General features: G+C 70.5%; 12 protein-coding genes and 1 pseudogene. 4 read left to right on the plus strand and 9 right to left on the minus strand.

The window, feature by feature from the left end:
- Positions 1-10: 10 nt before the first annotated feature.
- Complete coding sequence (locus tag EDD54_RS09460; RefSeq protein ID WP_126540936.1) at positions 11-334, plus strand: hypothetical protein; 324 nt, start codon at positions 11-13, stop codon at positions 332-334.
- A 9-nt stretch (positions 335-343) separates the two neighbouring features.
- On the opposite strand, the gene EDD54_RS09465 is transcribed toward EDD54_RS09460, so the two are convergent.
- A complete protein-coding gene (locus EDD54_RS09465; RefSeq protein ID WP_165644485.1) occupies positions 344-1957 on the minus strand; it encodes an alkaline phosphatase PhoX in 1614 nt (537 codons plus the stop codon).
- Between the two features lie 232 nt (positions 1958-2189).
- On the opposite strand from EDD54_RS09465, the gene EDD54_RS09470 reads away from it, so the two are divergent.
- Positions 2190-3869, plus strand: a complete 1680-nt coding sequence (locus tag EDD54_RS09470; RefSeq protein WP_165644486.1) for a methyl-accepting chemotaxis protein — start codon at positions 2190-2192, stop codon at positions 3867-3869.
- A 123-nt stretch (positions 3870-3992) separates the two neighbouring features.
- Here EDD54_RS09470 and EDD54_RS09475 read toward each other — a convergent pair whose 3' ends face one another.
- From EDD54_RS09475 to EDD54_RS09495, 5 genes and pseudogenes are all read right to left on the minus strand, one after another.
- Positions 3993-5390, minus strand: coding sequence for an NAD(P)(+) transhydrogenase (Re/Si-specific) subunit beta (locus EDD54_RS09475; protein ID WP_126540939.1), 1398 nt, complete (start codon positions 5388-5390; stop codon positions 3993-3995).
- A 10-nt stretch (positions 5391-5400) separates the two neighbouring features.
- Positions 5401-5880, minus strand: coding sequence for an NAD(P) transhydrogenase subunit alpha part 2 (locus EDD54_RS09480; RefSeq protein ID WP_126540940.1), 480 nt, complete (start codon positions 5878-5880; stop codon positions 5401-5403).
- A gap of 13 nt (positions 5881-5893) precedes the next feature.
- Positions 5894-7027 (minus strand): Re/Si-specific NAD(P)(+) transhydrogenase subunit alpha, encoded by a 1134-nt coding sequence (locus EDD54_RS09485; protein ID WP_126540941.1) that lies wholly within the window; start codon positions 7025-7027, stop codon positions 5894-5896.
- Positions 7028-7178: 151 nt separating this feature from the next.
- Positions 7179-7298: pseudogene (locus EDD54_RS09490) on the minus strand (aa3-type cytochrome c oxidase subunit IV); the annotation flags it as partial.
- 209 nt (positions 7299-7507) lie between these two features.
- On the minus strand, positions 7508-8878 hold the full coding sequence (locus EDD54_RS09495; protein ID WP_126540943.1) for an ABC1 kinase family protein: 1371 nt from the start codon (positions 8876-8878) through the stop codon (positions 7508-7510).
- Positions 8879-9058: 180 nt separating this feature from the next.
- On the opposite strand from EDD54_RS09495, the gene EDD54_RS09500 reads away from it, so the two are divergent.
- Positions 9059-9472 carry a nuclear transport factor 2 family protein gene (locus EDD54_RS09500; RefSeq protein WP_133673990.1) on the plus strand — a complete coding sequence of 138 codons (414 nt, stop codon included), beginning with the start codon at positions 9059-9061 and terminating at the stop codon, positions 9470-9472.
- A gap of 19 nt (positions 9473-9491) precedes the next feature.
- Here EDD54_RS09500 and EDD54_RS09505 read toward each other — a convergent pair whose 3' ends face one another.
- From EDD54_RS09505 to EDD54_RS09515, 3 genes are all read right to left on the minus strand, one after another.
- Positions 9492-9887, minus strand: coding sequence for a type II toxin-antitoxin system death-on-curing family toxin (locus tag EDD54_RS09505; RefSeq protein WP_126540945.1), 396 nt, complete (start codon positions 9885-9887; stop codon positions 9492-9494).
- The gene (locus EDD54_RS09510; RefSeq protein ID WP_126540946.1) at positions 9884-10108 is read right to left on the minus strand and encodes an AbrB/MazE/SpoVT family DNA-binding domain-containing protein; all 225 of its coding nucleotides are present in this window, start codon (positions 10106-10108) and stop codon (positions 9884-9886) included. Before EDD54_RS09510 ends, EDD54_RS09505 begins: the two co-directional genes overlap by 4 nt.
- 129 nt (positions 10109-10237) lie before the next feature.
- The gene (locus tag EDD54_RS09515) at positions 10238-12049 is read right to left on the minus strand and encodes a M3 family oligoendopeptidase (RefSeq protein ID WP_126540947.1); all 1812 of its coding nucleotides are present in this window, start codon (positions 12047-12049) and stop codon (positions 10238-10240) included.
- A 203-nt stretch (positions 12050-12252) separates the two neighbouring features.
- Here EDD54_RS09515 and EDD54_RS09520 point away from each other — a divergent pair, with 203 nt between their 5' ends.
- Positions 12253-13818, plus strand: coding sequence for a sigma-54-dependent transcriptional regulator (locus EDD54_RS09520; RefSeq protein WP_126540948.1), 1566 nt, complete (start codon positions 12253-12255; stop codon positions 13816-13818).
- Positions 13819-13856 lie beyond the last annotated feature (38 nt).

Here is a 13856-nt window from a genome sequence, read left to right on the forward strand (position 1 = left end):
CACGGCCGCCATGGATCTCTCCGACCTCGTCGACTTCGTCCTGTTCCTCGTCCGCCCCGGCTGGCGCCGTCCCGGGCGCGCTGTGCTCGTCGCGCTCGCCCTCCTGGCCGTCGCCGCGCTGCTGCACGTCGGCGGCGGGCTGCTCGACGGCGGCGGTGGTCTGCTCGCGATCGGTGCGACCCTGCTCGCGGTCCCCGTGGCGGCCGTCGCGGCGGTGGTCGCCCTCGGGGCCGTCGTCGGGGCGATCGCCATCGTGGTGCGGCGGTTCGCGGGCGGCGGCCCGAACGACGAAGGCCCCGGTCGACGACCGGGGCCTCCGCATGGTCGCTCGTGATGACGCCCGTCAGGACGGATCGGCCGGGACGATCTCGTAGGTGACGTTGCCGCCGTGCTGGTGGGTGTAGAACACGCGCCAGCCGTCCTTGAACGGCGTCGGCACCTTGGTGCCGATCAGGCCGGCGACGGTGGCGTCGCCGTCCGAGACGTGGATGCCGGTGATCTCGTTGTCGCCGTCGTTCTGGAAGCCCTCGCCGCCGTTGATCTCGGTGTCGAGGAGGGCGGCGGCGTCGCGGCCCTGGGCCAGGAAGCGCACGGGCTTCACGTCGGGCTTGGAGTAGTCGGCGGTGACGTCGACGACCCAGCCACTGTCGAGGGCGTCGCGCTGCTTGTGCAGCTTGTCGCCGGCGTCCTCGGTGACGAGCAGCGCGTCCTTGGAGGCGAAGGCCATGTTGTCGAAGCCGGTGTGCTCGACGTCGCCGACGATCACCGGGGAGATCGTGCCCTCGTCGGCCGACGGCGAGGCCTGGACCAGCTTGAACACCGCGCCGAAGCCGCCGAACTCGGCGCCGGCCTCGGTCTTGGCGTTGGTGTCGCCGGTTTCGGTGAAGTAGTACTCGGCGAAGCCGGTGTCCGGACGGAACTGCGCGTTCTCCGGGCGCTTGAACGGCGTGCCGCCGGCGGCCTTGGCGGCGGCGTTGGCGTCGAACTCCGCGAAGGCGTCCTTGGCGGTGTCGTGGATGGTGACCCAGCGGGCCTTCAGCGCGGCGCCGTAGCTGTGCAGCGCCTTCATGCCGGCCGACATGATGTCGGCGTCGCGGGTGTCCTTGTGGAACACGATCGCCTCGCCGTCGCTGCCGACGACCTGGAGCACCTGCAGCTTGCCACCGGCGCCGAGGTCGGCCTTGTCGGTGGGCACGAAGCGGTAGACGAAGGAGTTCGGCTGCTTGGCGTTCTTGGCGGTCTCGCCGGCCTTGCCGCCGACGTCCTCGACCAGCCAGACCGAACCGTCGGAGGCGACCTGGACGCCCTCGTAGCCGGCGCGGCCCATGACGCCCGAGAGATCGGTCACCTTGGACGGGAAGTCGAGCGTCGCGGCGTAGACGCCGCCCTTGTCGTCGTCCTCGCAGGTCAGCAGCAGCACCTTGGCGAAGGGATCGAAGGTCGAGCCGTCGATGGTCGGCACCGGCTTGCCGTTGTCCTGCTCGGAGGCCATCAGCGTGACGCGGTGCGCCTCGTCGGCGTCGAGGTTGACGCGGGTCAGCGCACCGAACACGCCGCCGCCCGGACCGTTCTCGTGGCCCTGGAACAGGAAGTGGGTGCCGTAGTCGTAGGTCTCGTCGGCGCCCTTCTGGCCGTCGAGCACCAGGTAGGTGTTCTTGTCCGGCTCGGTCTTGGTGGCCTCGACGTTGTGAACCTTCGACTGCACGTCGCCCGGCACCGGCGACAGCGGGCCGTCGGAGCCGTAGCCGTAATAGGCGATCCGGTCCGACGGGTTCTCCAGCATCATCGCGCCGGTGGCGACGGGGACCTCAGCGATCTCGGGCGAGAGCACGTCGGCGGCGGTCTTGCCGGCCTCGCGCGGGTTCGCCTTCTCGACGTGGGTGAAATGAACGCCGTCCGCGGCCTGCGCGGCGACGGCGACGAGGAGGGCAGTGGAGGCGAGCAGCAGGCGTTTCATCGATCGTTCTCCCGATCCGCGGACCGGGATCCGTTTAGGCCGGCCGTTTGAAGGGCGGATGACGGTGGACGGCCGGGGTGATCTGCAGTTACGGGCGCAGAGGAATGCAATCGGATAAGAATTAATGTCGATTTTTAACCATCCATTCACCCTAGTCCGACAAATTTCTCGTGTGCTCCTCCGACCCGACGTGGGTCGCAGGAACCGAAAAGATGTGGGGTGGAAACGAATCATGGGCGCAAATGCCAGCATCCGAACCAAGTTGATCGTCGTCTTCGCGACGATGCTGATGGCCAGTATCGTGACGGGCTTCGCGATCTGGTGGGCCAACGGCGTCGCGGCGCAGAACGTGACCTGGACCGTCCACACCTACAAGGTCATGACAGCGGCCGATCGGATCCTGCAGTCCATGGTCGACCAGGAGAGCGGTCTTCGAGGATACTTGGTGACGGCCAACGAGGGCAATCTCGAACCGCTGAAGAACGGCGAGCGCGCGCTGAAGGCCGCGCTCGACGATGCGACCGACCTGACCAGCGACAACGCCCAGCAGCAGGACCGCCTGCGCCGGCTCGGGCAGGCGATCGACGACTGGCAGACCGGCGTGTCGCACCGGGCGATCGATCTGATGAAGAGCGCCGCCACCCAGGAGCAGGCGCGCGATATCGAGCGTGCCGGGCTCGGCAAGACGTCGTTCGACACGATCCGATCCGTGCTCGCCGAGTTCAAGGGCGCCGAGGAGTCTCTCCTCGCGACCCGCGCTGCCGAGATGGAATCCTCGCAGGCGATCATCCGCTACAGCGTCCTCGCGTCCGTGGCCGCCACGATCGCCATCGGCCTCTTCGCCGGCTACTTCCTCAACCGCATGATCGCCCTGCCGATTCGTGACGGCATCGGCGTGATGCAGAAGCTCCAGGCCGGCGAGTATGCCGTCGAGATCGCCGGTACCGCGCGCGGCGACGAGATCGGCGCGATGGGCAAGGCCCTCCTGAACTTCCGCGATTCGCTCCGCGCCGCCGAGGAGGCCCGCCGGGCCCAGGAGACCGCCAAGGCCGCCGAGGAGGCGCTGGTGCGCCGCCGGGCCGAACTCGCCGAGCGGTTCGTCGGCCGCATGGAGAAGCTCGCCGACGGCTTCGCCAAGTCCTCCACCGAGGTCGCCGACGCCGCCCGCAACCTCTCGGCCACCGCCGAGGAGACGTCCCGGCAGGCCCAGGCCGTCGCCGGCGCCGCCGAGGAGGCCTCCACCAACGTCCAGACCGTCGCGGCCGGCGCCGAGGAACTGTCGGCCTCGATCCGCGAGATCTCCAAGCAGGTCAGCCAGTCCGCCGAGGTGGCGAGCGCGGCGGCCCGCGAGGCCGAGGCCAGCACCCAGAACGTCCAGGCCCTCGCCCACTCGGCGCAGCAGATCGGCGAGGTGGTCGAGCTGATCTCGAACATCGCCGCCCAGACCAACCTCCTGGCGCTCAACGCCACCATCGAGGCGGCGCGGGCCGGCGAGGCCGGCCGCGGCTTCGCGGTCGTCGCAGCGGAAGTGAAGGAACTCGCCAACCAGACCGCCAAGGCGACCGAGGAGATCGGCCGCAAGATCGGCGAGATCCAGACGGCGACCGGCACGACGGTGGACTCGATCTCGCGGATCGTGCGCACGATCGGCTCGATCCAGCAGTCGGCGTCGGCAATCGCCGGCGCGGTCGAGGAGCAGGGCGCGGCGACCGAGGAAATCGCGTCGAACACCCAGCGCGCGGCGACCGGCACCACCGACGTCACCGGCAACATCGCCGGCGTCGGCACCGCCGCCGAGATGACCGGCACCGCCTCGACCCAGCTGATGGGCCTCTCCGGCAAGCTGTCCGACCAGTCGCGCGTCCTGCAGCAGGAGGTCGCCGACTTCGTCGAGGGCCTCAGGGCCGCGTGAGTCGGGAGGGTTCGGGTTCGGCCGCCGGCCGGCCCTGGAAAGGACGAGGGGGCGGGGTCGCACGCGACCCCGCCCCCCTTTCGTTTCGGCGCCCGGGAACCGCCGAGGCGGTCCCCCCGCGCCTCATTCCATCGACTTGACGATGCTCTCGACCATCTTCTTGGCGTCGGCGAAGAGCATCATGGTGTTGTCCTTGAAGAACAGCTCGTTCTCGACGCCGGCGTAGCCCGAACCCATGCCGCGCTTGACGAACAGCACCGTGCCGGCCTTCTCGACGTCGAGGATCGGCATGCCGTAGATCGGCGAGGTCTTGTCCGTCTTGGCGGCCGGGTTGGTGACGTCGTTGGCGCCGATGACGAAGGCGACGTCGGCCTGGGCGAACTCGGAGTTGATGTCCTCGAGCTCGAAGACCTCGTCGTAGGGCACGTTGGCCTCGGCCAGCAGCACGTTCATGTGGCCCGGCATGCGGCCCGCCACCGGGTGGATGGCGTATTTGACCTCGACGCCGGCGTGCTTGAGCTTGTCGGCCATCTCGCGGAGCGCGTGCTGGGCCTGGGCCACCGCCATGCCGTAGCCCGGCACGATGATGACCTTGGAGGCGTTCTTCATGATGAAGGCCGCGTCCTCGGCCGAGCCCTGCTTGACCGGCCGCTGCTCGACCGCCCCGCCGGCCGCGCCCGCCACCTCGCCGCCGAAGCCGCCGAGGATGACCGAGACGAAGCTGCGGTTCATGCCCTTGCACATGATGTAGCTGAGGATCGCGCCCGACGAGCCGACCAGCGCGCCGGTGACGATCAGCGCGGTGTTGCCGAGCGTGAAGCCGATGCCCGCCGCCGCCCAGCCGGAGTAGCTGTTCAGCATCGACACGACCACCGGCATGTCGGCGCCGCCGATCGGGACGATGATCAGGCCGCCGAGCACCAGCGAGGCGATCACGATCAGCCAGAACACCAGATGGCTCTCGGTGCGCACCAGCACGACGATCAGCACCACGAGCAGCAGCGCGAGGCCGCCGTTGATGAAGTGACGCCCCGGCAGCAGGATCGGCTTGCCGCTCATGCGGCCGTCGAGCTTCATGAAGGCGATGATCGAGCCGGTGAAGGTGATCGCGCCGATGGCGACGCCGAGGCTCATCTCGACCAGGGCCTGGCCGTGGATCTCGCCCGGCGCGCCGATGCCGAAGGCGGTCGGGGCGTAGAGCGCGCCGGCGGCCACCAGCACCGCGGCGAGGCCGACGAGGCTGTGGAAGGCGGCGACCAGCTGCGGCATCGCCGTCATGGCGATCTTGCGGGCGATCACCGCGCCGACGCCGCCGCCGATGGCGAGTCCGAGCACGATAAGCGCGTAGGCCCCGAAGGACGGCGTGATCGAGAACAGCGTGGTCAGGATGGCGATCGCCATACCGGCCATGCCGAGATAGTTGCCGCGGCGCGACGTCACCGGGCTGGAGAGGCCGCGCAGCGCCAGGATGAACAGGACGCCCGAGACCAGGTAGAGGAGGGCCGACAGGTTGGCTGACATGACGGCGGCCTCACGACTTCTTCTTGTACATCGCGAGCATGCGGCTCGTGACGAGGAAACCGCCGAAGATGTTGACCGAGGCCAGCACGACGGCGAGGAAGCCGAAGCCGCGGGCGACGCCCGTGCCCGGCGCGAGCAGTTCGACGCCGACCGCGAGCAGCGCGCCGACGATGATCACCGAGGAGATCGCGTTGGTCACGGCCATCAGCGGGGTGTGCAGGGCCGGGGTCACCGACCACACCACGTAGTAGCCGACGAAGATCGCCATCACGAAGATCGAGAGGCGGAACACGAAGGGGTCGATCACGCCGCCCGAGAGCGCGTGGGCGGCGGCGCCGGCACCGTCGGCGACGGTGTCGAGGTGGCCCTGATGCAGGGCGCCGGAGGCGGCGTTGACCGCCTCGCGGGCCTGGGTGGCGGCGTTGAGGGCGGCGTCGGCCGCCTGCCGGGCCTGCTCGATGGCGAGGTCGGCCTGAGTCTTGTCAGCCATGGGAGGTGCCCCCTCAGCTCTGGAAGGCGGGATGGACGACGGCGCCGTCGCGCGTCAGCACGGTGGCCTTGACGAGTTCGTCGTCCCAGTTGACGGCGAGCTTCTTCTCCTTCTTGTCGATCAGCGTCTCGACGAAGGCGAAGAGGTTCTTGGCGTAGAGCTGCGACGCGGTCGCGGCGATGCGGCCTGGGACGTTGCGGTGGCCGACGATGCGCACGCCGTCGCCGACGGTCACGATCTCACCGGGGACCGAGCCCTCGACGTTGCCGCCGCGCTCGACCGCGAGGTCGACCAGCACGGAGCCCGGCTTCATCGAGGCCACCATCGCCGCGGTCACGAGGCGGGGCGCGGCCCGGCCCGGGATCAGCGCCGTGGTGATCACGATGTCCTGCTTCTTGATGTGCTCGGCGACGAGGGCGGCCTGCTTGGCCTGGTACTCCGCCGACATCGGCTTGGCGTAGCCGGCCGCGGTCTCGGCCTGCTTGAATTCCTCGTCCTCGACGGCGACGAACTTGGCACCGAGCGATTCCACCTGCTCCTTGGCGGCGGGGCGGACGTCGGTGGCCGTCACCACGGCGCCGAGGCGGCGGGCGGTGGCGATCGCCTGCAGGCCGGCGACGCCGGCGCCCATGACGAAGACACGCGCGGCCGGAACGGTGCCGGCGGCGGTCATCATCATCGGCATGGCGCGGTCGTATTCGGCGGCGGCGTCGACCACCGCCTGATAGCCGGCGAGGTTGGCCTGGGACGACAGCACGTCCATCACCTGCGCACGGGTGATGCGCGGCATGAACTCCATCGCCACGGCCGTGACGCCGGCGTCGGCCATGGCCTTGACCGCGTCCTGGTGGCCGTAGGGGTCCATGGTGGCGACGACGAGGGCGCCGCGCTTCACCAGCGCGAGCCGGTCGGCCTCGGGACGGCGGACGAGCAGCACGACGTCGGCCTCGGTGGCGGCCTCGGCGGCCGTCGGCGCGACGGTCGCCCCGGCGGCCGCGTAGTCGGCGTCGGGGATGCGGGACAGGGTCCCGGCGCCGGTCTCCACGGAGACGGCGGCGCCGAGGCCGATCAGTCGCTTCACGGTATCGGGGGTCGCGGCGACGCGGCCCTCGTCCGCTGCGCTCTCGCGCAGGACGGCAATCTTCATGGAACTCCTCCAGACGGCGGCAACCGGCGGAAACTCGACCCTACGGGGCGACACCGGTTGCGGGCCGACACTCCGCCGGCTTGTCCGTCGCGCGGCGGGTCGGCCCGTTGAAAAGGCACTCGACCCGCTTGGCGCTTCAGAGGAGGAAGAGCGCCATGAGGACGAGGAGGACGACGAGCGCGGCCGTGCCGTACTTCACCATGCCGATGAACATGGCATAGGTGCGCTCGTGTTCGGCGTAGTCCATCGCGCTTCCGTGGTTCTCGGCCATCTCGGGGCTCCCCGTTGAAGAACAAGCCTGTCGATTGCTGCGTTTACATGAGACGCCGCCGAGCGGCAACGAGGGGGCGACCAAAGGTGGACCGAAAAATCGCCGCGCCCCGCCGCGGCGGCGGCAGGGGAGGGCGGGAATTCCGCCGGATTCCAGGGCCGCGCCGACGGGGTGGCGGCCCGGCCCCGTGCTAAAGGCGCAAGGCGGCCTCACGCGGGAGGGGTGGCGACCCCGGCCGCGGCGAGGGCGCGGGTCTGCCGGTCGGCGAGGGCGGCGGCGTCGAAGTCGGCGATCTCGGCCTCGAACAGGCGGTGGAAGTTGAGTTCGGCGGAAAGGTGGATGAAGACGCCGCCGAGGCCGATCGCGGCGCGGTCCATGAACACGAATTCGCGCGGCACCGTCACCGGGCCCTTCTCCTTCAGCACCCGGTGCACTTCGAAGGCCTGGCGGCGGCCGTACTCGGCCGGCTTCACCCCGTCGGCGACGGTGCGGACGCGGTCGTCGAGCAGCGGGCCGTAGATGAAGCGCGCCCAGATGTTCAGCGCGTCGATCAACTCGCGCGACAGGCCGCGGAAGCCCCAGGTCTCGTAGGCGTGGGCGACCCGGTCGTCGTCGCCGTCGCGCAGGCCGCCGTAGAGGTCGACGACGCCGCCGACGAAGCGGGCGGGGAAGATGCGGATGCAGCCGTAGTCGAGCAGGTTGATCCGCGCCGCCTCGGGCGCCGCCGGATCGACCGCGGCGGTGTAGTTGCCGAGATGCGGGTCGCCGTGGATCAGGCCGAAGCGGGCGAAGGGGTGCCACCACGCCCGGAACATCGCGGTCGCGAGCCGGTCGCGCAGCGCCTGCGGGCCGTCGCGGTGCTCGAGCAGCTTGCGGCCGTCGAGCCATTCGAGGGCGAGCAGCCGGCCGGTGGAGAGCTCGCCGTGGACGGCCGGGACGCGCACGAGCGGGTCGCCGGCGAAGACCGCGCCGTAGAGCCGGGCGTTGGCGGCCTCGCGGCGGTAGTCGAGTTCCTCGCGGATCCGCTCGGCGATCTCGTGAAACACCTCGCTGGTGTCGATCGCCGGCCGCATCCGCCGGTGCAGCGAGAAGGCGACGTCGAGCTGGGCGAGGTCGGCCTCGACCGCCGAGGCCATGTCCGGATACTGCAGCTTGACCGCGAGCGGCGCACCGTCCCGTGTCGTGGCGCGGTGGACCTGACCGAGCGAGGCGGCGGCGACCGGCTGGCGCTCGAACGAGCCGAACCGGCTCTCCCAGTCGGGGCCGAGTTCGGCGGCCATGCGGCGCTTGACGAAGGCGGCACCCATCGGCGGGGCGTCGGACTGCAGCTTGGCGAGTTCCTCGGCGTACTCGGGCGGCAGCACCTCGGGGATGGTGGCGAGCAGCTGGGCCACCTTCATGATCGGACCCTTGAGGCCGCCGAGGGCGGCGGCCAGCGCCGCCGCGCCGCCGCGTTCGTCCTCCGCGCCGAACAGGCGCTGCGTCACCAGCCGGGCGGCCGCGCCGCCGAGATTGGCGCCGACACGGCCGTAGCGGGCGGCGCGGGCGCCGAAGCGGTTTCTTTCGTCGTCGAGGGCCATGGTCCGGGTCGCGGCGGGAGGAGACGGGGCGGTTCGAGCGGAGATGTAGGGCCGACGGGCCGTCGCGTCACGCCCCCGCCGGCGTCGCGACCGTGGCCGGCGTGGCAAAAGCTCCCATGGCTTCATCGAATTGCGCTAGGATCGCCGCCAGGGTGCTTCGGCCCCCGAGGGAGGAAGACCATGATCGACCTGGACCCGGAAACGGAGATCGAGGCGCTGATCGAGACCTACGCCGGCGGTTTCGACGACCACGACGGCGAGGCCGTCACCGCGTGTTTCGCCTATCCGGCGGTGATCTGGCAGTTCGGGATCGGCCACGTCTTCGCCGACGCCGACGAGATGGCCGAGAACATCGCCGCCCTGCTCAAAGTCCACGAGGAGGCCGGCATCGTGCTGTCCTCCTTCGAGATAGTGACGTTGGCCGTGTCGGGCACCGCCGCGCTCGCCACCGTGGAGTGGGAGCAGGAGGACGACGAGGGCGTCGTCCTGATGGACTTCACCTGCCACTACGCGCTGATCCGCCAGGGCGACCGCTGGCGCATCGCCAGCGTGGTCAACGTCGAGGAGGACGACGACGGGGAGGACGAGGACTGAGGGACATCCGCCCCCGTCGTCAGCCTTCCCGAGCGCCTGCCAGCACGTCGCGGATCCAGCGCGCCAGACCGTCCTCGTCGAGGTCGCCCGCCGCGAGCGCGAGGATGGCGGCCGTCGCCTCGGTGGCGCTCGGCCGAAACGGGACGCCGTTCAGCCTCAGGAACAGCATCATCGCCGCGAAGGCGATTCGCTTGTTGCCGTCGACGAAGGGATGGTTGCGGGCGAGCCCGAAGGCGAGCGCGGCCGCGAGGTCGGCCGGATCCGTGACGCCGTAGGCCCACTTGTTGCGCGGACGGGCCGCAGCCGATTCCAGCAATCCCTCGTCCCTAAGGCCCGAGGGGCCGCCGAAGAGCTTCAACTGCTCGGCATGGACGTCGATCAGCAGGGCGGCCGAGAGCCAGCGCGGCTCGCTCATTTGGCGAGCGCCTTGAAGGTCTCGCGATACTCCTTGAACAGCTCGCGCGCCGTGTCCATCGCCTCGGCGTGATCCGGATCGAAGGCACTGATCTTGATGCCCTGGTCCGGCAGCTCGGTCACGTAGAGCCAGTCGCCCTGGCCGAGGTTCATGCGCGCGAGCAGTTCCTTCGGCAGGATCAGGCCGGTGGAGTTGCCGATCTTCTTGAGCTCGAGCTTCATGGTCCGCGCCTCCGGAATGCCCTTGTTCGACGGAACGTATAACACGGGTCGCGGCGGCGTACCAACGTTCGTTGGAACGAAGTCGTCCGACGGCGCCCCGGCGGTCGGTCGGGACGCCGCCGGAGGGGATCAGGCCTCCATCGCTTCCAGTTCGTCGATCAGGCGCTCGATCACCGAGAGGCCCATGCCCCAGAAGCCGGGGTCGGTGGCGTCGAGGCCGAAGGGGGCGAGCAGCTCGGAATGGTGCCGGGTGCCGCCGGCCTCGAGCAGGGCGAAATACTTGTCCTGGAAGCCCGGCTCGGCCTTCTCGAACACGGCGTAGAGCGAGTTCACGAGGCAGTCGCCGAAGGCGTAGGCGTAGACGTAGAAGGGCGAGTGGACGAAGTGCGGGATGTAGGTCCAGAAGGTCTCGTAGCCCGGACCGATCTCGATCGCCGGCCCGAGGCTCTCGCCCTGCACCGACAGCCAGATCTCGCCGAGCTGCTCGGCCGTCAGCTCGCCCTCGCGCCGGGCGGTGTGGACCTTGCGCTCGAACGTATAGAAGGCGATCTGGCGGACCACCGTGTTGATCATGTCCTCGACCTTGCCGGCGAGCAGGGTGCGGCGCTCCGCCGGGGTGCGGGCGGCCTTCAGCAGCGCCTTGAAGGTCAGCATCTCCCCGAAGACCGAGGCGGTCTCGGCCAGCGTCAGCGGCGTCGGCGCCATCAGCGCGCCCTGGCGGCCGGCGAGCACCTGGTGGACGCCGTGGCCGAGTTCGTGGGCGAGGGTCATCACGTCGCGGGTGCGGCCGAGGTAGTTGACCAGCACGAAGGGATGGGCCGAGGGCACGGTCGGGTGGGCGAAGGCGCCGGGCGCCTTGCCCGGACGGGTCGGGGCGTCGATCCAGTTCTCGGCGAAGAAGCGTCCGGCGATCTCGGCCATGCGCGGGGAGAAGGCGCCGTAGGCCGACAGCACGGTCTCGCGCGCCTCGTCCCACGGCACCGTGCGAGTGACCGCGCCCGGCAGCGGGGCGTTGCGGTCCCAGGTGGCGAGCGTTTCCTTGCCCATCCACTTCGCCTTGAGGGCGTAGTAGCGGTGCGACAGCCGCGGATAGGCGTCGCGGACGGCGGCGACCAGGGCGTCGACGACCTCGCGCTCGACCCGGTTGGCGAGGTGGCGGCTGTCGGCGATGTCGGCGAAGCCGCGCCAGCGGTCGGAGATCTCCTTGTCCTTGGCGAGGACGTTGGTGATCAGCGCGAACACCCGCAGATTCTGCCCGAAGGTGCGGGCGAGCGCCTCCGACGCCGCCTTGCGGCGGGCCTCGTCGGGCTCCTGCAGCAGGTGCAGGGTCGGCTCGATCGTCAGTTCCTCGCCGTCCACGTCGAAGCGCAGGCCGGCGATGGTCTCGTCGAACAGGCGGTTCCAGGCGGAGTAGCCGGTGATCGACTTCTCGTGGAACAGCTCTTCGATGCGGTCCTCGAGCTGGTGCGGCCGTTCGAGCCGGATGTCGGTCAGCCACGGCCGGTAGCGGCCGAGCGCCGGATCGGCGGCGATCGCCGCGTCGAGGGCGGCGTCGTCGAGCCGGTTGAGCTCGAGCTCGAAGAACAGCAGCTGCGAGGAGGCGTCCGTGACCTTGCCCTGGACGTCGCCGTAGAACTTCGCGCGCTTCGGATCGGTGGTGTCGCCGGCGTAGAGCAGGCCGGCGTAGGACATCAGCCGGCCGAGCCGCTCCTGGATCGCCTCGTAGGCGGCGACCGCCTCGGCGAGCGCGCCGGCGCCGGCGGGGTTCGCGTGGCCGGCGAGGGTGCCGCGCCAGCGCGCCGCGAAGGCCTCGGCGTCGCCGCGGATGCGGGCGAGGTCGGCGGCGACCTCCGGCGAATCGGGCGCGGGGTAGAGGGCCGCGAGGTCCCACTCGGGCAGGGCGCCGAGGGCGTCCGCGGTGGCGGCGGGGGAAGCGGGCATCGGCGGGGTGTCTCCGGTCGGAGGAAATCTCTCGGCCCTTCCATATCGGTCGACGCCGCCGGGGATCAACGGGCCATGGGCGCGCGCGATTAATCCGGCATTTACCGGACCCGACGCAGCATGACCCGAATTGAGACAGATCGCCCGGCGGTCGGTCCGCCCGAATTCCGCCCCGTCCCGCCGCCCCGAACGCCAGGGCCCGCATGTCCGGTCGCATCCTCATCGTCGACGACGATCCGATCCAGCGTCGCCTGCTCGAGGAGGCGGTGCGGCGCCTCGGCCACGAGGCGGTCACGGCCGACGGCGGCGAGGCGGCGATCCGGCTGCTGTCCGGGCCCGACGCCGGCGGCTTCGACCTCGTCGTCCTCGACCTCGTGATGCCCGGCGTCGACGGCATGGCGGTGCTGGAGCGCACCACCCGGCTCGGCCTCGGCCTGCCGGTGATCGTGCAGACCTCGCGCGGCGGCATCGAGACCGTCGTCGGCGCCATGCGCGCCGGCGCCTTCGACTTCATCGTCAAGCCGGTCGGGCTGGAGCGGCTCCAGGTCGCGGTGCAGAACGCGCTCAAGGTGACCGCCCTCGAGGGCGAGGCGCGCCAGAAGGGGCAGGTGCCGACGGGCGCGCTGACCTTCCGCGACATCGTCACCAAGAGCCCGGAGATGGCCCGCGTGATCCGCCTCGGCGAGCGCGCCGCCGCCTCCAACATCCCGATCCTGATCGAAGGCGAATCGGGCGTCGGCAAGGAACTGGTCGCGCGGGCGATCCAGGGCACCTCGGAGCGGCGCTCGAAGGCCTTCGTCACGGTCAACTGCGGCGCGATCCCGGAGAACCTCGTCCAGAGCACACTGTTCGGCCACGAGAAGGGCGCCTTCACCGGTGCCGTCGACAAGCACGTCGGCAAGTTCCAGGAGGCGAACGGCGGCACGTTGTTCCTCGACGAGGTCGGCGAACTGCCGCTCGACACCCAGGTCCAGCTGCTCCGGGCGATCCAGGAGGGCGAGATCGACCCGGTCGGGGCGCGCCGGCCGGTCAAGGTCGACTTCCGCCTCGTCTCGGCCACCAACCGCCGCCTCGTCGACATGGTGCGCGAGAGCCGCTTCCGCGAGGACCTCTACTACCGTCTCAACGTGTTCCCGATCTTCGTGCCGCCGCTGCGCGAGCGCCGCGAGGACATCCCGGCGCTGGTGGCGCATTTCGTCGCCCGCTACGCCGCCGAGGAGGGCAAGCGCCGGGTGGTCGGGATCCGGCCGGACGCGCTCGCCATGCTGCAGGCCTACCACTGGCCAGGCAACATCCGTCAGCTCGAGAACGCGGTGTTCCGCGCGGTCGTGCTCGCCGACGCCGCCGAACTCACCGTCGAGGAATTCCCGCAGATCGCCGCGCAGGTCGGCCACGTCTCGGCGGTGCGCCGGGTCGAGGGCGACGACGCGTCGCCGGTCGCGCCCGCTTTCGAGGCGCCCGCGCCCGCGGCCCCGGCGCCCGCCGCGGTGTCGGCGCCGGTCGACGACTTCATCGGCGTCGCGGTGCCGCGCCAGGGCGGCGCCGATCCGGCGCCCTTCGGCTTCCTGCGTTCGCTCGCCGACGACGGCCACGTCCGGCCGTTGACGGCGATCGAGGAGGAGATGATCCGGCTCGCCATCGACCACTACAACGGCCGCATGGCCGAGGTGGCACGCCGGCTCGGGATCGGCCGGTCGACCCTCTACCGCAAGCTCAAGGAATACGGGCTCGCGGGGGCGGACGAGGAAGCCGGTGTGGCCGCCGAGTAACGGCGGGATCGAATCGATGTGACCCCATGGCCCGACGC

The organism is Oharaeibacter diazotrophicus (assembly GCF_004362745.1).
GTDB lineage: Bacteria > Pseudomonadota > Alphaproteobacteria > Rhizobiales > Pleomorphomonadaceae > Oharaeibacter > Oharaeibacter diazotrophicus.